The sequence below is a fragment of the Burkholderia sp. 10_S31 genome (assembly GCF_056930375.1).
The window spans coordinates 2,507,701-2,527,438 of record NZ_JBXOWK010000003.1 but is presented as its reverse complement, the minus strand read 5'-3'; the positions used below and the strand labels follow the sequence as shown (position 1 = coordinate 2,527,438).

Annotated in this window: 19 protein-coding genes, 1 tRNA gene and 1 pseudogene; 6 read left to right on the top strand and 15 right to left on the bottom strand. The window is 67.6% G+C overall.

The features are described from left to right. Positions 1-54 precede the first annotated feature (54 nt). The 5 genes from AC1Z3W_RS31895 to AC1Z3W_RS31875 all read right to left on the bottom strand — a co-directional run bounded on the left by AC1Z3W_RS31895 (position 55) and on the right by AC1Z3W_RS31875 (position 5,080). Positions 55-627, bottom strand: a complete 573-nt coding sequence (locus AC1Z3W_RS31895; RefSeq protein WP_057928979.1) for an FUSC family protein — start codon at positions 625-627, stop codon at positions 55-57. 30 nt (positions 628-657) lie between these two features. Further along, positions 658-1,917, bottom strand: a complete 1,260-nt coding sequence (locus tag AC1Z3W_RS31890) for an MFS transporter (RefSeq protein WP_057928978.1) — start codon at positions 1,915-1,917, stop codon at positions 658-660. Next, complete coding sequence (locus AC1Z3W_RS31885) at positions 1,914-2,879, bottom strand: PRC-barrel domain-containing protein (protein ID WP_057928977.1); 966 nt, start codon at positions 2,877-2,879, stop codon at positions 1,914-1,916. The genes AC1Z3W_RS31890 and AC1Z3W_RS31885 overlap by 4 nt, the downstream gene beginning before the upstream one ends. Positions 2,880-3,137: 258 nt before the next feature. Next, on the bottom strand, positions 3,138-4,289 hold the full coding sequence (locus AC1Z3W_RS31880) for a collagen-like triple helix repeat-containing protein (protein WP_483509287.1): 1,152 nt from the start codon (positions 4,287-4,289) through the stop codon (positions 3,138-3,140). Positions 4,290-4,744: 455 nt separating this feature from the next. Next, positions 4,745-5,080, bottom strand: a complete 336-nt coding sequence (locus AC1Z3W_RS31875) for a YggL 50S ribosome-binding family protein (RefSeq protein ID WP_057929252.1) — start codon at positions 5,078-5,080, stop codon at positions 4,745-4,747. 319 nt (positions 5,081-5,399) lie between these two features. Between AC1Z3W_RS31875 and AC1Z3W_RS31870 the strand changes: the two are divergent. Further along, positions 5,400-5,766 (top strand): annotated as a pseudogene (locus AC1Z3W_RS31870) (DUF1493 family protein). A gap of 59 nt (positions 5,767-5,825) precedes the next feature. Here the strand turns inward: AC1Z3W_RS31870 and AC1Z3W_RS31865 are convergent. The 10 genes from AC1Z3W_RS31865 to upp all read right to left on the bottom strand — a co-directional run bounded on the left by AC1Z3W_RS31865 (position 5,826) and on the right by upp (position 13,953). Continuing rightward, positions 5,826-5,902: transfer RNA gene (locus tag AC1Z3W_RS31865), tRNA-Met, on the bottom strand. Positions 5,903-6,080: 178 nt separating this feature from the next. Continuing rightward, a complete protein-coding gene (gene rng, locus AC1Z3W_RS31860) occupies positions 6,081-7,550 on the bottom strand; it encodes a ribonuclease G (protein WP_057929251.1) in 1,470 nt (489 codons plus the stop codon). 8 nt (positions 7,551-7,558) lie between these two features. Further along, complete coding sequence (locus AC1Z3W_RS31855; RefSeq protein WP_124834038.1) at positions 7,559-8,191, bottom strand: Maf family protein; 633 nt, start codon at positions 8,189-8,191, stop codon at positions 7,559-7,561. Positions 8,192-8,241: 50 nt separating this feature from the next. Further along, the gene (gene rlmH / locus AC1Z3W_RS31850; RefSeq protein WP_057929249.1) at positions 8,242-8,712 is read right to left on the bottom strand and encodes a 23S rRNA (pseudouridine(1915)-N(3))-methyltransferase RlmH; all 471 of its coding nucleotides are present in this window, start codon (positions 8,710-8,712) and stop codon (positions 8,242-8,244) included. 18 nt (positions 8,713-8,730) lie between these two features. After that, complete coding sequence (rsfS, locus tag AC1Z3W_RS31845; protein ID WP_057929248.1) at positions 8,731-9,177, bottom strand: ribosome silencing factor; 447 nt, start codon at positions 9,175-9,177, stop codon at positions 8,731-8,733. Between the two features lie 4 nt (positions 9,178-9,181). Next, positions 9,182-9,838, bottom strand: a complete 657-nt coding sequence (locus AC1Z3W_RS31840) for a nicotinate-nucleotide adenylyltransferase (protein ID WP_409364308.1) — start codon at positions 9,836-9,838, stop codon at positions 9,182-9,184. Positions 9,839-9,928: 90 nt separating this feature from the next. Next, on the bottom strand, positions 9,929-10,849 hold the full coding sequence (gene hemF / locus AC1Z3W_RS31835) for an oxygen-dependent coproporphyrinogen oxidase (RefSeq protein ID WP_124834039.1): 921 nt from the start codon (positions 10,847-10,849) through the stop codon (positions 9,929-9,931). 118 nt (positions 10,850-10,967) lie between these two features. Next, a complete protein-coding gene (gene purD / locus AC1Z3W_RS31830) occupies positions 10,968-12,248 on the bottom strand; it encodes a phosphoribosylamine--glycine ligase (protein ID WP_124834040.1) in 1,281 nt (426 codons plus the stop codon). Between the two features lie 105 nt (positions 12,249-12,353). Continuing rightward, positions 12,354-13,082: a YebC/PmpR family DNA-binding transcriptional regulator gene (locus AC1Z3W_RS31825; RefSeq protein ID WP_057929244.1), complete on the bottom strand. Its 729-nt coding sequence runs from the start codon at positions 13,080-13,082 to the stop codon at positions 12,354-12,356. Between the two features lie 220 nt (positions 13,083-13,302). Continuing rightward, on the bottom strand, positions 13,303-13,953 hold the full coding sequence (gene upp, locus AC1Z3W_RS31820; protein WP_006478229.1) for a uracil phosphoribosyltransferase: 651 nt from the start codon (positions 13,951-13,953) through the stop codon (positions 13,303-13,305). Between the two features lie 230 nt (positions 13,954-14,183). Here upp and AC1Z3W_RS31815 point away from each other — a divergent pair, with 230 nt between their 5' ends. From AC1Z3W_RS31815 to kdpA, 5 genes are all read left to right on the top strand, one after another. After that, complete coding sequence (locus AC1Z3W_RS31815) at positions 14,184-14,963, top strand: SDR family oxidoreductase (protein ID WP_124834041.1); 780 nt, start codon at positions 14,184-14,186, stop codon at positions 14,961-14,963. Positions 14,964-15,016: 53 nt separating this feature from the next. Beyond that, a complete protein-coding gene (locus tag AC1Z3W_RS31810; RefSeq protein ID WP_057929243.1) occupies positions 15,017-15,409 on the top strand; it encodes a methylglyoxal synthase in 393 nt (130 codons plus the stop codon). A gap of 1,128 nt (positions 15,410-16,537) precedes the next feature. Next, entirely contained in the window at positions 16,538-17,512 is a 975-nt protein-coding gene (locus AC1Z3W_RS31805; protein ID WP_057929242.1) for a quinone oxidoreductase family protein, read from the top strand. A gap of 308 nt (positions 17,513-17,820) precedes the next feature. After that, on the top strand, positions 17,821-17,913 hold the full coding sequence (gene kdpF / locus AC1Z3W_RS31800; protein WP_006752209.1) for a K(+)-transporting ATPase subunit F: 93 nt from the start codon (positions 17,821-17,823) through the stop codon (positions 17,911-17,913). Beyond that, positions 17,910-19,715 carry a potassium-transporting ATPase subunit KdpA gene (gene kdpA / locus AC1Z3W_RS31795; protein WP_483509286.1) on the top strand — a complete coding sequence of 602 codons (1,806 nt, stop codon included), beginning with the start codon at positions 17,910-17,912 and terminating at the stop codon, positions 19,713-19,715. The genes kdpF and kdpA overlap by 4 nt, the downstream gene beginning before the upstream one ends. The last annotated feature ends 23 nt before the right edge of the window (positions 19,716-19,738 follow it).

Sequence of the window (19,738 nt, the reverse complement as noted above, 5' to 3'; positions counted from 1 at the left end):
TCCCACCGATCATCGATTCATCCGGCTGCCGGGGCGTGCGTCCCGGCAGCCGCGTTAGTTGCCCTTGTCCGCCGCCCGGCGGAACCAGCGCCGCTCGATTCGCGACATCGCCCAGCACACGGCCAGCGCACAGACGGTGCCGAGCGCGACTTCCCCGAGCCGCATCAGCGGAATGTCCCATAGCGGGCCGTTGCCCGGGAACAGCAGCACGATCGTCGCGGTCACGCCGCCGAGCCGTGCCGCGCTGCCGACGTTCAGGCACCAGCAACTGACGACCGTGATCGCGACCGCAAGCGCATAGGCGACGAGGCGGTCGCCGCCGAGTGCCGCGCCCGCGAAGCCGACCAGGCCGCCGATCATCGCGCCGATGAACTGGTCGCGCGACAGCGACATCGTGTCCGAGTAATTGTGCTGCGTGACGGCGATCGCGGTGATCGCCGCCCACACGGCCTGCTCGGTGTGGAGCGCGCGGCCGATCGCGTATGCGAGGCACGCGCCGCAGACGGCCTGCAGCGCCATCAGCGCGCCTTGCGTGAGCCGTTCGCCGAAGGTCAGCCCCTTGAACAGGTCGAAAATCGACTGCTGGATCTGCTGGCGGGCTTCGTTGAGTGTCCTGATCGTATCCATCGTGTCGTGCCAGGAAGCGGGGGCGACGCGTCAGTGCGCCTGTTCGGACGATGCGGCGGCCGGCTCGCCGGCGGTCGCGTCGCCGTTCTCGACGCGCGTCTCGGGCATCGCGAGCCAGACCAGCAGCACCGCGAGCGTGCCGGCCGCGGCGAGCCCGAAGAAGCTGATCGCGTTGCCGAAATGATCGGCGACATACCCGGCCACGGCCGTGCTGAGCGTCGCGCCGATCCCGGCCGCGAGACCGAACAGCCCGATGCACAGGTTGTAGCGGCCCTTGCCGCCCGCGACGTCGGCCGCGATCAGCGGCAGCATCACGCCGAACACGGCCGCGCTGATGCCGTCGAGCATCTGCACCGGCACGAGCAGGTACGGGCTGCTCACGCCGGCGAACAGCAACGCGCGCACCGGCAGCGCCGAGAAGCCGAGCAGCAGGATCGGCCGGCGTCCCCAGCGTTGCGCGGAGCGGCCGACCCACGGCGACAGCATCGCGACGATCGCCTGCGGCACGATGATGCACGCGGCGATCACGAGCTGCACGTTCTCGCCCATCCCGGCCGTCACTTCGCCGGCCGCGAGGTTGAGCATCGCCGCGTTCGACAGGTGGAACAGCACGACGCATGCCGCGAAGATCAGCATCCGGCGATCGCGCAGCAACTCGAGCAGCGTCTCGCGTTCCTCGCCTTCGTCGTGGTCGTCGGGCTTCGACGAATGCGGGATCACCTCGTGCGTCGGCTGGATCATCGCGAGCGCGAACAGCGCGGGCAACGCCAGCACCGCGGTCAGCCAGAACACCGCCCGCGCGGAGAAATACTCGCCGGTGAGCCCCATCAGGCCCGCCGCAACTGCGCTGCCGATCGAGGCCCAGCGCGCGTTGCGGCCGAGCCGGTCGCCGAGATCCGCGCGGCCGACCAGCGAGAACGAGATCGCGGCCATCGCCGGCACGAGCATGCAGCTCGCGAAGCCGTGGAACACTTCGGCCGCGATCACCGGCACGATCGTCGGGCTCGACGCGAGCAGCACCGCGGACAGGATGATGGCCGCGATCGCCCATGCGGCCGCGCCTTTCTTGTTCTTCAGCGCGTCGACGGCGGCGCCGCCCGGCACCTGGCTGACCATCGCGCTGATCGTGCCGATCGACAGCACCATGCCGATCTCGCCCTGCGTCCACTTGTGCGACGCGAGGTAGGACGCGATGAACGGACCGAACCCGGTTTGAACGTTTGCAACGAAGAAGTTGAGCCAGTCGAGAGCCCGGAGACTGCGAACGCTGACGGAATGCTTGATCGTCATCGGGCGGCACTCGCAGACGAAGCCGGCGCGGCGGCGGTGGCAGGCGGCGAGACCGCGACGATCGGCTTGTCGGCCGCGTAGGGCGGCGACGCCTTGATCTGCGCATCGTTCAGGTCGAGCTGCGGATGCAGCGCCTTGTCGCGCGTGACGAAGCGCAGCGCGCCCCAGCTCGCGGCGATCGAGCGGCGGTCGGTATTGACGAGCCCGCCGAGGTCGAGCACGACGGCCTGCGGTTGCGCGGCGCGGTCGATCAGCACGTCGACGACGCGGCCGATCTTCGCGCCGTTCGGGCGCTCGACGTCGCTGTCGAGCATCGGCAGTCGCGTTGCGGGTGACGCCGCGGCCGAACCGGACAGCGGCACGGCCTTGGGCCTTGCGGCAGGCGGCAGTTCGCCCGACGGCACGTCGAGCACGATGGGCTCCTGCTTGCCGCCCGGCGTGAAGCGGAATACGTTCCACGGGAAGATGACCTTGCGGTCGCCGACGCCCATGAAGCCCTGAAGGTTGACGATCATTTCGCGCGGCTTGCCGTTCGCGTCGGCCACCATGTCGACCGCGCGGCCGATGACCTTGCCGTTGCGGCGCGCGACTTCGCTGTCGAGCAGTGCATGGATCTGCGTACGGTCGAGCGTGCGGGTCGCGACGAGCGGGGCCGGCGGCGGAGGCGTCGGCGTCGGCGATTCGGTGCGCTGCACCGGCTTCGGCCGCGTCACTTCGCGGTGCGGTTTTTTCGGTGCTTCCGGTTCTTCCGGCTGCACGGGCGGCGGCACGGGCGGCATCGTCAGCGGTTCGCCGGCGGCTTCCTCGATCGGCTCGACGAGCGCCTCGCTGATCGGCGCGGGCGGATTCTGGGTCGGCAGCAGCCCGCAGCCGGACAGCAGCGCGGCGGCTGCGAGCACCAGAAAGACCGTCGAAGACGGGAACGACATGCGGGATGCGGGAAACGGAAGTCCGCCGCTCATTGACACTCACTCCATGGGTCGGGGGCGGGCCCGGAGGCTCGCGGCTGGCGATGGATGGCGGGTGCGGGCGGCGCACCACGCGAGGTGAGAGTTTAACGTGTCTTCCTTTCAGGACCGATTTCTGCGCAGGATCGAGAGCGGGATGGCGGGGAAAGCGCGGCGATCGGTCGCGGGGCGGGCGCCATCGCGTGCCGCAACGAACGCGGCGCCCGACCGTCGACGACGGTACGGGCCGCCGCATGGGCGGCCGACGTGACGTTACCTGGCCAGCGCGCCGAGCGTCGTCGTCACCGGGGCGAGCAGGCCGCCGCCGGTCTTCGACAGCACGCCGGTGCCGGTGCCGCCCGTCCCGCCCGTCAGGCCGCCGACCGGCGAGGTGCCGGCCGCCGCCGTCATGGCACCGACCGCCGACGTGAGTGCGCCTGCCGGGTTGCTGCCGCCCGCAGTGCCGCCGAGCGCGCCGGTCGACAGGAGCCCCGTCACCGGAGCGAGCGGATTCGTCGCGGCGGCGCCGCCGCCGAGCAGTGCGGTGCCCGCGGTCGCGACCGTGTTGCCGGTCGCGGTCACGACGTTGCCGACGCCGGTCGTGACCGGATTGTTGCCGGTATTCGCGAGTGTCGTGCCGGCGTTCGCGACGCCGTTACCGACGGTCGTCACGAGATTCGTCAACGGTGCGCCGAGCGGCGTGCTCGCCGCGACCGTCTGCGTGACCGACCCGACCGTCGTCGTGATCGGCGTGATCGCGGAACTGGCCGTGCCCGTCACCTGGGCGACCGGGCCGCTCGACAGTTGTGTGCCGAGCGTCGCGCCACCGCCCGCGATCGTGTTGCCGAGCGTCGTCACGGCACCGCCGACGGGCGACGTGGCGGGCGCGAGCGGCGCCAGTGCCGAACCGCTGGCGCCGAGGCTCGACACGACACCGCCCGTCGCGGCGACGGCCTGCCCGAGATTCGTGACCACGCCCCCCGTGCTCGCGACCGTCGTGCCGACCGGGTTCGACGACGCGCCGAGCTGGCCGAGACCCGAGCCGAGGCCGGTGCCGAGCGTCGTGACGGCCGCGCCGACGTCCTGCACGACCGTGCCGAGCCCTTGCGTCGTCGCGGGGTTCGTGCCGGGCAGCGACTGCGCCGCGATCGTTGTACCGACACCCGATATGGCGCCGCCGCCGGCCGTCACGATGTTGCTCGATGCCGCGGTCGTCTGGCCGACGCCGTTGGCCGACGTGCCGCTCGCGCCGTTGCCCGAGCCGCCGGTCGACGCAGTCGTGTCGCCGGACCCCGATCCGGAGCCGCCGGTGCCCTGGCTCAGCGTGCCGGAGCCGCCGCACGCGGACAGCGACATCAGCGCCGCGACGCCTGCCGCGATCATGATCATTCGGAGTCCTGCTTGATGGGTGGTGGGCGTGTTCATGTCGTCCTCGTCTCGATTATGGAAATGGATCAGGCGGCTTTCGTGTGCGCCGACGTGTCGTCGCTGCGGAAGTGGCGCGGCGGGCGCATCGTTGTTGTCTCCCTGATTGACCTGTCGCCGTGTCGCGTATTCGCCTGAGGCGGAACCCGGAGCGCTTGCAGGACGAATCGTTTGCATTCTTTCGTCTTGCTTGCCGATCGTGCCCGATATCACCGGATTCGTGCGATCAGAGTAGGTCCGTCGGCGTGAGACGTCTTTTAATGATCGTTAAATTGAAGTAAGCGTCCGATTCATTGCCGGAGTCGGGGTAATCACGATCGACGCGATGTGCGTCGTGTGATTGGTGGGGGAGCGGCGGAGGGGGCGGGGGTGTGGAGGGAGCAGGCGGCACCTGCGTGGCCCGCCGTCAGGGCGGGCCAGATGCGGGCATCGCCCGAGGGCGGTGCGCCCGAACGTCAGGCGTCCGGATACCACGCGTCGCTGAACTCGCTGACCTGGACGTCGGTCAGCTCCGGACGTGCGGCCAGCCAGGCGCGCACGCTTTCGCGGTCGGCGTCGGTCGTCGTGCCGCGCGGCGCGCCGGAGATCACGTACGCGCCGATCCCTTCGTCGGCGGACGCGACGGTCAGCAGCCCGTTCGCTTCGACGAAATCGATGAACGCATCGATCAGCTGGCCGCGCTCGAGGTCGGACAGTTCGTTGCGGTATTGCGCGGTCGCGTTGAACGCGAGTTCCTGGAACTCGGCGATGTGGAGTTTCTTGCGCTGGCGGCGGTTGTGGCGTTGGCTCATGGTGTGTGACGAGTGAATGAGAGGTGGGAAAGGATAGCGCAGCGGCTGATGCGGGCACACATGTCGATGTGTCGTGTGGCCAGGGCCCGCAGTGAAGGGGTGACGTTGCGCCGTCGCGATATCGTGTTGTCGCGCGATTGATCAGGAAACCATTGGTAAACAATTGCTCGATGTGGTTTTCGCCGTGTGGTCTGGCCCGGCGGCGCATTGCACGTATGACCCGAATGATACAGGGATGGCGAGCCTCTTCGGCTTTGCTAAGGTCAGCGGCTATTCGAACAACAACAGAAAACAGGGTGTTTTGATCGTGTCTGCCGATATGTGGGAAAAGCTGGCTGCCTTCACGCACGAAGCGCTTGGCCGTCCGTTGTTCGGCGTTGCGGATCGAACCGTCGTCACGTCTCGAAGAGGATCTGCGCGTGACCGGAATCGATGCAATCGAATTCATCGACAAATGGGCGGAAACGTTCGGTGTGCATGCTGCCGACTTTCCTTACGACCGCTACTTCGGCCCTGAGGGGCAGGAGATGGTGGCGACGTTTCTCGGGTTGTTTTCCGAGCGTTACCGCAAGCCGCCGCGTGTGGCCCTTACCCTCGGCATGCTGGAAGAAGCGATGCGTATCGGCCGATGGGATACGGACGCGATCGAGCGCGCGGCACGAGACCAGGTCGCCCGCGAGAAATGAACAATCGAATCGGCGAAATGCAAAAAGCCCGCTTGCTGTCGCAAAGCGGGCTTCGATATTGGTTGCGGGGATAGGATTTGAACCTATGACCTTCGGGTTATGAGCCCGACGAGCTGCCAGACTGCTCCACCCCGCGACGCGAATTATAGTGGCACTGCTGCGGTGCGTCAAACGGTCTGTGAACCACGTTGGACTCGAGCGACCGTGCTTCGCCCGCAATGGGGTGTTCGCTTACGTTGCCTGAGCCCTCGAAGATCGGCGAGATAACCGATATTTTTGCTCGACGCCCGCGGCAAGGGTTGGCGGCGATCTCCCTACATCAGCACGATATCGTACTGCTCCTGGCTCAGGTTCGACTCGACCTGCAGCGACACCGGCTTGCCGATGAAGTCGATCAGCATCGCGAGATGCTGCGACTCCTCGTCGAGGAACAGGTCGATCACCTGCTGCGCGGCGATCACGCGGAATTCGCGCGGGTTGAACTGGCGCGACTCGCGCAGGATCTCGCGCAGGATGTCGTAGCACACGGTGCGCGACGTTTTCACCTGGCCCTTGCCCTGGCAGGTCGGGCACGGCTCGCACAGCACGTGCGCGAGCGATTCGCGCGTGCGCTTGCGCGTCATCTCGACGAGCCCGAGCTGCGAGAAGCCGTTGACCGTCACGCGCGTGCGGTCGCGCGACAGCGCCTTCTTCAGCTCCGACAGCACCGCATCGCGATGCTCGGCGTTCTCCATGTCGATGAAGTCGATGATGATGATCCCGCCGAGGTTGCGCAGCCGCAGCTGCCGCGCGATCGTATGCGCGGCCTCGAGGTTGGTCTTGAAGATCGTGTCGTCGAAGTTGCGCGCGCCGACGTAGCCGCCGGTGTTCACGTCGATCGTCGTCATCGCCTCGGTCTGATCGATCATCAGGTAGCCGCCCGACTTCAGGTCGACGCGGCGCGACAGCGCGCGCTGGATCTCCGTCTCGATGTTGTACAGGTCGAACAGCGGCCGCTCGCCGGTGTAATGGTGCAGCTTCGGACTCACCGCCGGCGTGAACTCGGCCGCGAATTCCGAGAGGCGCTGGTACGTCTCGCGCGAATCGACCTGGATGCGCGTCGTGTCGTCGTTCGCGAAATCGCGCAGCACGCGCTGCGCGAGATCGAGATCCTGGTACAGCAGGCTCGTCGCCGGCAGCCGCTGCGCAAGCGCCACGATCGTCGCCCAGGTCTTGCGCAGGTAGGCGACGTCGCCGGCCAGTTCTTCGGAGGTCGCATCCTCGGCGATCGTGCGCACGATGTAGCCGCCTTTCTCGTCCGCCGGGATCACGGCGGTCAGCCGCGCGCGCACGGCCTCGCGTTCGGCCTCGCTCTCGATCTTCTGCGAGATGCCGATGTGCGGCTCCTGCGGCAGGTAGACGAGCGTGCGGCCCGCGATGCTGACTTGCGTCGACAGTCGCGCGCCCTTCGTGCCGATCGGATCCTTGATTACCTGGACCATCAGCGTCTGGCCTTCGAACACGGTCTTCTCGATCGGCTGGTGCTGCGCGCTCGACTGCGGCTCGCCGGCGAGGCGTGGATGCCAGATGTCCGCGACGTGCAGGAACGCCGCGCGCTCCAGGCCGATGTCGATGAACGCCGACTGCATGCCGGGCAGCACGCGCACGACTTTGCCGAGATAGATGTTGCCGACGCGTCCGCGCGACAGCGTGCGCTCGACGTGAAGCTCCTGCACCGCGCCTTGCTGGACGAGTGCGACCCGCGTTTCCTGGGGCGTGAGGTTGATCAGGATTTCTTCGTTCATGGTGCGGTTCAGAAGGCGACGCGCGCGGTGCGGAGCAGCGCGGCAGTCTCAAAAAGGGGCAGACCCATGATACCCGAATGGGAGCCGTCGATTCGCTCGATGAATTCGGCCGCGCGCCCCTGGATCGCGTATGCGCCGGCCTTGCCGAACGGCTCGCCGGTTTCGATGTAACGCTCGAACGCGACGCGCGGCGCGGCCGTGAAGTGCACCGACGAGCGCGACAGCGCGGGCGGCAGCAGTTCGCCGTTAGCGCCGATCACGGCGACGGCGGTCAGCACCGCGTGCTCGCGGCCCGCGAGGCGGGTCAGCATCGCGAGTGCGTCGTCGGCGTCGGCCGGCTTGCCGAGGATCGTACCGTCGATCGTCACCGTGGTATCGGCGACGAGCACCGGCGCGGCCGGCTTGCCGCTCGCGACGAGGCGCGCACGCGCGGCCTCGGCCTTCGCGACGGTCACGCGTTGCACGTACGCGTCGGCGGCTTCGCCGGGTAGTTCGGCTTCGAGCGCCTCGGCGTCCTCGTCGGGGCGCGGCAGCAGCAATTCGAAGCGTACGCCGATCTGCTGCAGCAGCTCCTGGCGGCGCGGGCTTTGCGAAGCGAGGTAAAGGGTCGGGAAAAGGGTGGCGGGCGTGCTGGACGGCATGGTGTCGTTATCTCATTGAGCGCGCGCGGCGCGCGTCCGAGGACGACACGTCATGCGCGGTGATAGGGGTGATTCTGCGTGATGCTCCACGCCCGGTAAAGCTGTTCGGCAAGCAGCACGCGTACCATGCCGTGCGGCAGCGTCATGCTGGAGATGCGCAGCAACGTATCGGCACGCGCCTTGAGTTCCGGATCGAGCCCGTCGGCGCCGCCGATCACGAATGCGACGTCGCGGCCGTCCTGCTGCCAGCCGGGCAGCGCCTGCGCGAGCTGCATCGTGGTCCAGTCGCGGCCGCGTTCGTCGAGCGCGACGATGCGCGCGCCCTTCGGCAGCGCGGCTTCGATCTTCTGTCGCTCGGCCGCCATCACGCTTTCCGCGCTGCGGCCGCCCGAACGCAGTTCGGGCTTGATCTCGCGCAGCTCGATGCGCAGCTCGGGCGGCATCCGCTTCGTGTATTCGTCGAAGCCGGACGCGATCCAGCCGGGCATCTTGTGGCCGACCGCGAGGATGAAAAGCTTCATCGGACGACTCGCCGGGACTCAGCGGCGGCGGGCGGCCGTCTTGCGCGCCGGGCGTGCGCTCGCTTCTTCCTCTTCGTCCTCGTCTTCGCTGGCCGTTGCGACGCCGTTCGGGCCCTTGCCGCCGCCGAGCTTCATCCGCACGGGCTTGTCGCCCCAGATTTCCTCGAGGTTGTAGTACTGGCGCAGCGCCGGCTGCAGGATGTGCACGACCGCGTCGCCGCAGTCGACCAGCACCCATTCGCCGGTGTCTTCGCCCTCGGAGCTGACGATGTCGCCGCCGGCTTCCTTGACCTTGTCGCGCACGCTCGACGCGAGCGCCTTGGTCTGGCGGTTCGACGTGCCCGACGCGACGATCACGCGGTCGAACAGTTCGGTCAGGTGGCTGGTGTTGAACACCTTGATGTCTTGCGCCTTGATGTCTTCGAGAGCGTCGACGATCACGCGCTGCAGTTTGCGGATATCCATGGAATCAGGAATGGTAGAGACGATGTTGAAGAATATAGGCCCAGACGGCGGCCGGCACATGCTCGGCCGATGCATCGGGCATTTGCGCGTGACGCGCGATGCATTCGCGCAGGTGCGCACGGATGTCGGTTGCTGCGATATCGAACGACAGCGTCGTGTCGATCAGCAGGTGGCCCGCCGGCGTCGCCTTCAGCACGTCGGCGCCGGCCTGCCGCCGCGCGATTTCCTGCGTGACGTCCGGCGGCGCCGCGCCGAGGTCGAAGCCCGGGCGCGTCGATGCGCACACGTGCGCGTAGTCGAACAGCTTGCGCCAGTCGCGCCAGGTGTCGAGCCGCACCAGCTGGTCGGCGCCGATCAGCAACGATAGCGAAGCATCGGGGCCGATCCGCTCGCGCCAGCGCGCGAGCGTCTCGACCGTATAGGTCGGCCCCGTGTGCTCGATCTCGTCGGTCGCGACGGTAACCGTCACGCCGGGCAGCGACAGCGAGCCGGCGGCGGCGCGCGTCATCGCGAGCCGATGCTCGGCGGCCGACACGTCGCGCTTCTGGTACGGCTGCCCGGCGGGCAGCAGCGCGAGCTCGGTGAGGCCGAGCACGTCGGCGAACCGTCGCGCGAGCGCGAGGTGGCCGTCGTGGATCGGGTCGAACGTGCCGCCAAGCAGGCCGATGCGACGTAACAGCGGCTGCGGAGCGGGGCGGGCGATGGTGTTCAGAAAACGTGTCCTGTTCTTGGGGCGACGGAGCGCAGCGGGTCAGACCCAGTCGCGCGGCACGAGGAACTCGCTCAGGCGCGCTTCCGGCGAGCCCGGCTCGGGCTGCCAGTTGTAGCGCCAGTTCGCGACCGGCGGCATCGACATCAGGATCGATTCGGTCCGCCCGCCGCTTTGCAGGCCGAACAGCGTGCCGCGGTCGAACACGAGGTTGAATTCGACATAGCGGCCGCGCCGGTAAGCCTGGAAGTCGCGTTCGCGCTCGCCGTATGGCAGCGCGACACGGCGTTCGACGATCGGCAGGTACGCGTTCAGGAACGCGTCGCCGACGCCTTGCATCATCTCAAACGAGCGTTCGAACCCGGGTTCGGAGAAATCGTCGAAGAAGATCCCGCCGATGCCGCGCGTCTCGTTGCGGTGCTTGAGGAAGAAATACTCGTCGCACCACGTCTTGAAACGCGGATAGAGTTCGGCGCCGAACGGATCGAGCGCGTCCTTGCAAGTCTGGTGGAAATGCCGCGCGTCGTCCTCGAACGGATAAACCGGTGTCAGATCCATGCCGCCGCCGAACCAGAAGATCGGCGCTTCACCCGGCTTCGTCGCGATCAGCATCCGCACGTTCATGTGCACGGTCGGGCAGTACGGGTTGCGCGGGTGCAGCACGAGCGACACGCCGAGCGCTTCGAAGCCGCGGCCGGCCAGTTGCGGGCGCGCGGCGCTCGCCGACGGCGGCAGCGCGTCGCCCGCGACGTCGGAAAAACCGATGCCCGCGCGCTCGAACACGCGACCGCCTTCGAGAATCCGCGTGCAGCCACCGCCGCGCAGGCGCTCTTCAGGCCCGCGCTGCCATGCGTCGGTCGCAAGCGGCGTGCCGTCGAGCGCGCCGAGCGCGTCGGCGATGCGAGTCTGCAGGCCCTGGAGGTACGTGCGCACGCGCGCCACGTCGTAGGTCGAATCGGTCATGTCTGGACTGGGTGCTCCCGCGCGAAGCGGGAGCCGTAAAAAAGGCATCTGCCGGGCATTCTATCGAACCCCGGCAGAGGAGCGGGCGCGCGGCGTTGCGGCGCGCCCGAAGCGGACGTCACGTGCTCTTGCGATTCAGTGCGCGGAAGCCGATGTCGCGGCGGTACTGCATGCCTTCGAAATTGATCTGGTTGATCGTGTCGTACGCATGCTGCTGCGCTTCGCGCACCGAATCGGCGAGGCCGACCACGCACAGCACGCGGCCGCCCGACGTGACGAGCTTGTCGCCTTCGGCGAGCGTCGTGCCCGCATGGAACGTCACGGCCTGTTCGGTCTCGGCCGGGATTCCGTTGATGCGGTCGCCCTTGCGCGGCGCGTCCGGATAGCCGTGCGCGGCTAGCACGACGCCGAGCGCGGTGCGGCGGTCCCAGTCGAGCTCGACCGCGTCGAGCGTGCCCGCGATCGCCTGCTCGACGACCTTCGAGAAATCGCTCTTCAGGCGCGCCATGATCGGCTGCGTCTCGGGGTCGCCCATCCGGCAGTTGAACTCGAGCGTGCGCGGATTGCCTTCCTTGTCGATCATCAGGCCCGCATACAGGAAACCCGTGAAGCGGATGCCGTCCTTCTCCATCCCGCGCACTGTAGGCATGATGATTTCGCGCATCACGCGTGCATGCATCTGCGGCGTGACGATCGGTGCGGGCGAATAGGCGCCCATGCCGCCCGTGTTGGGGCCGCGGTCCTCGTCGAGCAGGCGCTTGTGGTCCTGGCTGGAAGCCAGTGCCAGCGCGTGCTTGCCGTCGACCATCACGATGAAGCTCGCTTCCTCGCCGTCGAGGAATTCCTCGATCACGACGCGCGCGCCGGCGTCGCCGAGCTTGTTGCCCGACAGCATCATGTCGACCGCGGCGTGCGCTTCTTCCAGCGTCATCGCGACGACGACGCCCTTGCCGGCCGCGAGGCCGTCGGCCTTCACGACGATCGGCGCACCCTTAGCGTCGATGTACGCATGCGCGGCGGCGGGGGCGGAGAAGGTTTCGTAGTCGGCGGTCGGAATGCCGTGGCGCTTCATGAACGCCTTCGCGAAATCCTTCGAGCTTTCGAGCTGCGCGGCTTCGCGGGTCGGGCCGAACACCTTCAGGCCGCGAGCGCGGAACAGGTTGACGATGCCGGCCGCGAGCGGCGCTTCCGGCCCGACGAGCGTGAACGCGACGCCTTCGCTTTCCGCGAAATCGGCCAGCGCGTCGAGCGACGTGATGTCGACGTTTTGCAGACGCTCGTCCTGCGCCGTGCCACCATTGCCGGGCGCGACGTAGACCATCTGGACGCGCGGCGACTGCGCGAGCTTCCACGCGAGCGCATGTTCGCGGCCGCCGGAACCGACGACGAGTAGTTTCATGGGATTCCCCGCAGACTAGAAAACAGGGCGGCCGGCACGCTCAGGCGCGCCGGCCGCGAAATCGGTCGGGCCGCCGCCGCGACACTGCGCACGGCGGCCGGCATGTCATTCCTCGACGATGACGGCGTTCGTATACACCTCCTGCACGTCGTCGAGGTTCTCGAGCGCGTCCAGGAGCTTCTGCATCTTCGCCGCATCGTCGCCGGTAAATTCGACTTCGTTCTGCGGCTTCATCGTCACTTCGGCGAGCTCGGCCTTGAAGCCCGCGGCTTCGAGCGCGTCCTTCACCGCCGAGAACGCCTGCCAGTCGCACAGCACCTCGATCGAGCCGTCTTCGTTCGTGCTGACGTCGTCCGCGCCGGCTTCGAGCGCCGCTTCCATCAGCGCGTCTTCCGACGTGCCGGGCGCGAACAGGAACTGGCCGACGTGATCGAACATGAACGCGACCGAACCGTCGGTGCCCATATTGCCGCCGAACTTCGAGAACGCGTGGCGGACTTCCGCGACCGTGCGGGTGCGGTTGTCGGTCAGCGTGTCGACGATGATCGCCGCGCCGCTGATGCCGTAGCCTTCGTAACGGATTTCTTCGTAGTTCGCGCCGTCCGCGCCGCCGACGCCGCGGTCGATCGCGCGCTTGACGTTGTCCTTCGGCATGTTCGCGTCGGCCGCCTTGTCGACCGCGAGACGCAGACGCGGGTTCGAGCTCGCGTCGCCGCCGCCGAGCCGGGCCGCGACCTGGATTTCCTTGATCAGGCGGGTCCAGATCTTGCCGCGCTTCGCGTCGGCCGCTGCCTTCTTATGCTTGATGTTGGCCCATTTCGAATGACCAGCCATACCTTTCTCCGTGCCCGGGCGCGCTCGCGCGGGCGATTGTGCCAATGTGTCGTTGAATCGGCGGCCGTTCTGGCGGGCGTGATGCCGCGGGGCCGCGCGTGTCGAGTGGAACGTGATTTTATCACGCGGCGACCGTCGCTTCGGGGCCGCCGCGCATGGCCGAACGGCCGGTGCGGCCGTCGCGGCGTGCCGGGCCGCGCGGCCCGGCGGCGCACGCGCGTCAGTTCTTGGTGCCGAACAGGCGGTCGCCCGCGTCGCCGAGGCCCGGCACGATGTACGCGTGCTCGTTCAGGTGCGAATCGAGCGACGCGACGAACAGCTTCACGTCCGGATGCGCGTCCTGGAATACCTGCACGCCTTCGGGCGCGGCGACCAGCGCGACGAACATGATGTTCGCGGCCGGCACGTTGCGGCGCTTGAGCACGTCGACCGCGTGCACGGCCGAGTAGCCGGTCGCGACCATCGGGTCGCACAGGATGAAGATCCGGTCCTCGAGATCGGGCAGGCGCACCAGGTATTCGACCGGGCGGTGATCCTCCGCGCGATACACGCCGATGTGACCGACTCGCGCGGACGGGACCAGGTCGAGCAGGCCGTCCGACATCCCGATGCCGGCACGCAGCACGGGCACGATCGCGAGTTTCTTGCCCGCGATCACCGGTGCGTCGACCGCCACCAGCGGGGTTTCGACCCGCTTGGTCGTGATCGGCAGGTTGCGGGTGATCTCGTAGCCCATCAGCAGCGTGATTTCTCGCAGCAGCTCGCGGAACGTGCGCGTCGACGTGTCCTTGTCGCGCATGTGCGTGAGCTTGTGCTGGATCAGCGGGTGATCGGTGATGAAGAGATTCGGGAAACGGCTGTCCTGTTTCATGACGGGGGTGCCTTGGCGGCAAAAGGGGATCGGAAGCGGCGGCGGGCGCCAGGCCAGCCGCCGCTTATGGCCGCAATTTTACCAAGGCGCGCCGCGCGATCCGGATATTATCGACGTCTCACGACAATCCGCGCGCCGTGTTCGCCCATTCACATCCGTTCGCGATCGTTCGCCCGTCCGGCGATGCGGCCGGGGCCGCGCCGGCGCGCGTCGCCATAGAGGAATCGACGATGGATCTCGGCATCGCAGGAAAGACCGCGCTCGTATGCGCGGCGAGCAAGGGGCTCGGGCGCGGCTGCGCGGAAGCGCTGGCCGCCGAGGGCGTGAATCTCGTGATCGTCGCCCGCACGCGCGACACGCTGGAGGAAGCCGCGGAGGAGATCCGCGCCGAGTCGAACGTGTCGATCACGGCGGTCGCCTGCGACATCACGACGCCCGACGGGCGCGCGGCCGCGCTCGCCGCCTGCCCGCAGCCCGACATTCTCGTGACGAATGCCGGCGGCCCGCCGCCCGGCGACTTCCGCGATTTCTCGCACGACGACTGGATCCGCGCGCTCGAGTCGAACATGCTGACGCCGATCGAGCTGATCCGTGCGACCGTCGACGGGATGATCGGGCGCGGCTTCGGCCGGATCGTCAACATCACGAGTTCGGCGGTGAAGGCGCCGATCGACGTGCTCGCGCTGTCGAACGGCGCTCGCTCGGGGCTGACCGGCTTCGTCGCGGGGCTGTCGCGCAAGGTCGCGGGGCAGGGCGTGACGATCAACAACCTGCTGCCGGGGCTGTTCGACACCGACCGGATCGCGACGACGCTCGCCGCGTCGGCGAAGGCGCAGGGCGTGACGGTCGACGAGATGCGCGCGCGCCGCACGAAGGACATCCCGGCCGGGCGCCTCGGCACGCGCGCCGAATTCGGCGCGGCGTGTGCGTTCCTCTGCAGCGTGCATGCCGGCTATATCACCGGGCAGAACTGGCTGCTCGACGGCGGCGCGTATCCGGGCACGTTCTGACGCGCGCACCGCCATTCAACGACGACAACGACTGAACGACAAAGGAAACGGAGATGAGCAAACCCCGCATCGCATTGATCGCGCACGACGCGAAGAAGGACGAGATCGTCGCGCTCGCAGGCCAGTTCCGCGAGGCGCTCGCGCAGTGCCGGCTGGTCGCGACGGGCACGACGGGCAGCCGCATCGCCGCCGCGCACGGGCTCGAGGTCGAGCGCAAGCTGTCGGGGCCGCAGGGCGGCGATCTGCAGATCGGTGCGGAGCTGGCCGAAGGCCGCGTCGACATCGTCGTGTTCCTGCGCGATCCGATGACCGCGCAGCCGCACGATCCGGACATCACCGCGCTGGTGCGCGCATGCGATGTGCACGACGTGCCGGTCGCGACCAACGTCGCGACCGCGCGGATGCTGCTCGACGATCTGGCGCGCAACATGCAGGACGTTTGCTAGCGAGCTGTTCTGGAGCGCTCCGCATTAACGGTCGAGTTCTGTCTGAAAGGGCTCCGTATCCGATCGGCGGATTGTGCCGGTGCGGGTGCTTCGCTGTCGGGTTCGGTGCTTAAGTGCGCCGCTCCTGACGGCACAGCGTGTTGGCGTGATCACGCAACACGCGATCGAGCAGACGAGCGCGCTTGCGCGTTCGGCGAAGCCGTCGGCGGACAGGTCACGGCGCCGGCCAACGCGCGGACCTCGCGCGTGAGCGACCTGCTTATGGTGAATTGCTCGTTCCGGCGAACGGTAGAAGGGATTCGACTCCCTCGATCAATTCGTTCGACCGTCCGTGTGAATCTCAACCCGCCTTGAACACGGAAATTCTGACACCCCCCTTGGCCGTTTCCCGAGATCACCGAGCACTTCCGAATCGATTTCCCCCGGTTTGACACGCCCGTTGTCGCACCAGTCCTTGCCTTCGGTCGCATCGCACGCCTGCCAGATACCCGGCCATCGCGTGGCGCTCGGCGTCGGCATACGGACTGTTGTCGGAACGGCTCAGGCCGTCGAGCAGACGGGCGCCGTCCGCACGCGGTAGCGGAGCCGCGGTTGCGCTGCCGATACTTGCGGACAACGACGCGAAAGCAAACACGTTCCTGACAAGAAAGTGCTTCATGGCGTTGACCTAGCGAATTGGGCAGCGGGCAAATTAGCACGGTGGCCATCTCGTAAATGACCCTGGCGAGACCAAGTGCCGGGCCGGTCGACATCGGCATTCGCCGGTTCGGGGAAAAGCGCGTCGACGCGGCGAGAAATGACGGATCGGCATATTTCGGCCATCGCGGAGAGCGTGGCATGACGTAAAACGTGACAAAGTGTGCCGAACATCATTGACGCCGCCGGCAGGGAAACGAACGGCAGCGATCGGTCTCATACCACGCCGTCCTTCGCACGCTGGGCTCATGCAATCCGTTTTCAGCGAAAACCCTACCGATGTAAAGGGATTGCATCGACGCGCTGCACGACCGCGCACGACGCGCGAGAATCGTCCGCTACGACCCGCGTTCGCCCGCATTGCCGCCGGCGCGACGTCGATACATTCGCCGGGCCGGATTTCCAGATTCCAGACAAACGAGGAGCAAAACGATGCCGAAAGCAATCCGATACGACCAGCCGGGCGGCCCGGACGTGATGAAGTGGGTCGATGTGGAGGTCGGCGCGCCGAAGGCGGGCGAAGTCCGGATCCGGCAACACGCGGTCGGGCTCAACTACATCGACGTGTACTTCCGCACGGGTCTCTATCCGCAGCCGCTGCCCGGCGGCCTCGGGATGGAGGCCGCCGGCGAGGTGACGGCCGTCGGCGACGGCGTGACCGCGCTCAAGGTGGGCGATCGCGTCGCGTATGTCGGGCAGCCGCCGGGCGCCTACGCGCAGGAGCGCGTGATGCCGGCCGAGCGGCTCGTGAAGCTGCCTGACGGGATCAGCTACGACGACGCGGCATCGGTGATGCTGCAAGGGCTGACCGCGCACTACCTGCTGCGCCGCACGTATCCGGTGAAGGCCGGCGACACGATCCTGATCCACGCGGCGGCCGGCGGTGTCGGCCTGCTCGTGTGCCAGTGGGCGAAGGCGCTCGGCGCCACCGTGATCGGGACGGTCGGTTCCGACGAAAAGGCCGCGCTCGCGCAGGCGCACGGCTGCGATCATCCGATCGTCTATACGCGCGAGAACTTCACGCAGCGCGTGAAGGAGATCACGAACGGCGCGGGCGTGCCGGTCGTCTACGATTCGATCGGCAAAGATACCTACATCGGTTCGCTCGACTGCCTCGCGCCGCTTGGCTACTTCGTCAGCTTCGGCAATGCGTCGGGCCCGCTGCCGGCGATCGATTCGAAGGAGTTCTCGTCGCGCGGCTCGCTGTTCTTCACGCGCCCGACGCTGTTCTCGTACATCGCGAAGCGCGCCGATCTCGAAGCCGCGGCCGCCGAGCTGTTCGACGTGATCCTGTCAGGCAAGGTGAAGACGAGCATCAACCAGCGTTATCCGCTCGCGGAAGTCGGCCGCGCGCATGCCGACCTCGAGTCGCGCAAGACGACCGGCTCGACGATCCTCGTTCCCTGACGCATCCCTGCGTGCCGGCACCACGCCGGCACGCACCCTCGCGGCGGCGCTGGCCGCCGCCCGTCCTCTCTCTTGTCCCGCCCGCCATTCCCCGCCGCGCGCGTTTACGCGTTTTTTATATCCGCCCGGTTACCTTTGATCCGTCCTTTACGCGCGTTCCCATAAGGTTCTAGTCGTCCGATTTCGACGACGGAGAACACAAAAATGGATGGGGTTTTCATCGGCGCACTGGTGCTGTTCACAGCGCTGATCCTCGGTTTGCTTGCCGGTTGCGAGAAGCTCGCGCAATACGGTCGCGGGGGGCGAGCATGACCTGGATGCTTTGGCTGGCGGGCGCCTCGACGGCCCTGCTGTTCGCGTATCTCGTCTTTGCGCTGCTGCGCGCGGAGGACATCGAATGAACGCGAACAACCTGTTGCAGACGCTGCTGTTCATCGTCGTGCTACTCGCGGCGGCCGTGCCGGTCGCGCGCTACCTGTCCGCCGTGATGGACGGCAGCTCGCGCGTCGTGCGCGTGCTCGGGCCGCTCGAGCGCGTGCTGTACCGCATCGCCGGCGTCGATGCCGGCACCGAAATGAACTGGAAGCAATACGCGGTCGCGACGATCGCGTTCAACGCGCTCGGCGCGCTGTTCCTATACGGCCTGTTGCGCCTGCAGGGCGCCCTGCCCGGCAACCCGCAGCAGTTCGGCGCGATGACGGTCGACGGCGCGTTCAACACGGCTGTCAGCTTCGTCACCAACACGAACTGGCAGGACTACACGCCCGAGCAGACCGTCAGCTACCTGACGCAGATGCTCGGCCTGACCGTGCAGAACTTCCTGTCGGCGGCGACCGGCATCGTCGTCGTGATCGCGCTGATCCGCGGCTTTGCGCGCCACACCGCGCAGACGATCGGCAACTTCTGGGTCGACCTCACGCGCGTGACGCTGTACGTGCTCGTGCCGATGTCGATGATCATCGCCGCGCTGCTGATGAGCCAGGGCGTGATCCAGAACATGAAGGCGTACCAGGACGTGCCGGTGCTGCAGGCGAGCACCTATGCGGCGCCGAAGCTCGACGCGCAGGGCAGTCCGGTGAAGGACGACAAGGGCAATCCGGTCACGGTGCCGACCCCGCTCGTGAAGCAGACGCTCGCGATGGGCCCGGTCGCGTCGCAGGAAGCGATCAAGATGCTCGGCACCAACGGCGGCGGCTTCTTCAACGCGAACTCCGCGCATCCGTTCGAGAACCCGACGCCGTTCACGAACTTCATCCAGGTCTTCTCGATCCTGATCATCCCGGCCGCGCTGTGTCTCGTGTTCGGCCGCGTGATCGGCGACCGCAGGCAGGGGATCGCGGTGCTCGCGGCGATGACGGTCGCGTTCGCCGTGGCGATCGGCGTCGAGGTGAGCGCCGAGCAGGCCGGCAACCCGACGCTCGCAGCGCTTCACGTCGACCAGTCGACGAGCGCGCTGCAGCCGGGCGGCAACATGGAAGGCAAGGAAACGCGCTTCGGCATCGCGCAGACCGGCATCTTCACGGTCGCGACCACGGCCGCGTCGTGCGGCGCGGTCGACACGATGCACGATTCGCTGACCCCGCTCGGCGGCCTCGTGCCGATGCTGCTGATGCAGCTCGGCGAGGTGATCTACGGCGGCGTCGGTTCCGGCCTCTACGGGATGCTCGTGTTCGCGCTGCTCGCGGTGTTCGTCGCCGGCCTGATGATCGGCCGCACGCCCGAATACGTCGGCAAGAAGATCGAGTCGTACGAGATGAAGATGGTGTCGATCGTCGTGCTGCTCACGCCGCTGCTCGTGCTGCTCGGCACGTCGATCGCGGTGCTGGCGGACGCGGGCAAGGCCGGCATCGCGAATCCGGGCCCGCACGGCTTCTCGGAAATCCTGTACGCGTTCAGCTCGGCTGCGAACAACAACGGCAGCGCGTTCGCGGGCCTGACGGTCGGCACGCCGTTCTACAACTGGATGACCGCGATCGCGATGTGGTTCGGCCGCTTCGGCACGATCGTGCCGGTGCTGGCGATTGCCGGCTCGCTCGCCGCGAAGAAGCGCATCGCGGTGACGAGCGGCACGCTGCCGACGCATGGTCCGCTGTTCGTGGTGCTGCTGCTCGGCACCGTGCTGCTGGTGGGCGCGCTGACCTACGTGCCGGCGCTCGCGCTCGGCCCGGGTGTCGAGCATCTGATGATGTGGCTGGGCGCGTGATGCGCGAGCGCACGACGACGCCT

Bases quoted from the DNA above. Each gene is read 5' to 3' on its own strand.
- AC1Z3W_RS31895 (WP_057928979.1), bottom strand. From the start codon at position 627: ATGGATACGATCAGGACACTCAACGAAGCCCGCCAGCAGATCCAGCAG.
- AC1Z3W_RS31890 (WP_057928978.1), bottom strand. From the start codon at position 1,917: ATGACGATCAAGCATTCCGTCAGCGTTCGCAGTCTCCGGGCTCTCGAC.
- AC1Z3W_RS31885 (WP_057928977.1), bottom strand. From the start codon at position 2,879: ATGAGCGGCGGACTTCCGTTTCCCGCATCCCGCATGTCGTTCCCGTCT.
- AC1Z3W_RS31880 (WP_483509287.1), bottom strand. From the start codon at position 4,289: ATGAACACGCCCACCACCCATCAAGCAGGACTCCGAATGATCATGATC.
- AC1Z3W_RS31875 (WP_057929252.1), bottom strand. From the start codon at position 5,080: ATGAGCCAACGCCACAACCGCCGCCAGCGCAAGAAACTCCACATCGCC.
- rng (WP_057929251.1), bottom strand. From the start codon at position 7,550: ATGAACGAAGAAATCCTGATCAACCTCACGCCCCAGGAAACGCGGGTC.
- AC1Z3W_RS31855 (WP_124834038.1), bottom strand. From the start codon at position 8,191: ATGCCGTCCAGCACGCCCGCCACCCTTTTCCCGACCCTTTACCTCGCT.
- rlmH (WP_057929249.1), bottom strand. From the start codon at position 8,712: ATGAAGCTTTTCATCCTCGCGGTCGGCCACAAGATGCCCGGCTGGATC.
- rsfS (WP_057929248.1), bottom strand. From the start codon at position 9,177: ATGGATATCCGCAAACTGCAGCGCGTGATCGTCGACGCTCTCGAAGAC.
- hemF (WP_124834039.1), bottom strand. From the start codon at position 10,849: ATGACCGATTCGACCTACGACGTGGCGCGCGTGCGCACGTACCTCCAG.
- purD (WP_124834040.1), bottom strand. From the start codon at position 12,248: ATGAAACTACTCGTCGTCGGTTCCGGCGGCCGCGAACATGCGCTCGCG.
- AC1Z3W_RS31825 (WP_057929244.1), bottom strand. From the start codon at position 13,082: ATGGCTGGTCATTCGAAATGGGCCAACATCAAGCATAAGAAGGCAGCG.
- upp (WP_006478229.1), bottom strand. From the start codon at position 13,953: ATGAAACAGGACAGCCGTTTCCCGAATCTCTTCATCACCGATCACCCG.
- AC1Z3W_RS31815 (WP_124834041.1), top strand. From the start codon at position 14,184: ATGGATCTCGGCATCGCAGGAAAGACCGCGCTCGTATGCGCGGCGAGC.
- AC1Z3W_RS31810 (WP_057929243.1), top strand. From the start codon at position 15,017: ATGAGCAAACCCCGCATCGCATTGATCGCGCACGACGCGAAGAAGGAC.
- AC1Z3W_RS31805 (WP_057929242.1), top strand. From the start codon at position 16,538: ATGCCGAAAGCAATCCGATACGACCAGCCGGGCGGCCCGGACGTGATG.
- kdpF (WP_006752209.1), top strand. From the start codon at position 17,821: ATGACCTGGATGCTTTGGCTGGCGGGCGCCTCGACGGCCCTGCTGTTC.
- kdpA (WP_483509286.1), top strand. From the start codon at position 17,910: ATGAACGCGAACAACCTGTTGCAGACGCTGCTGTTCATCGTCGTGCTA.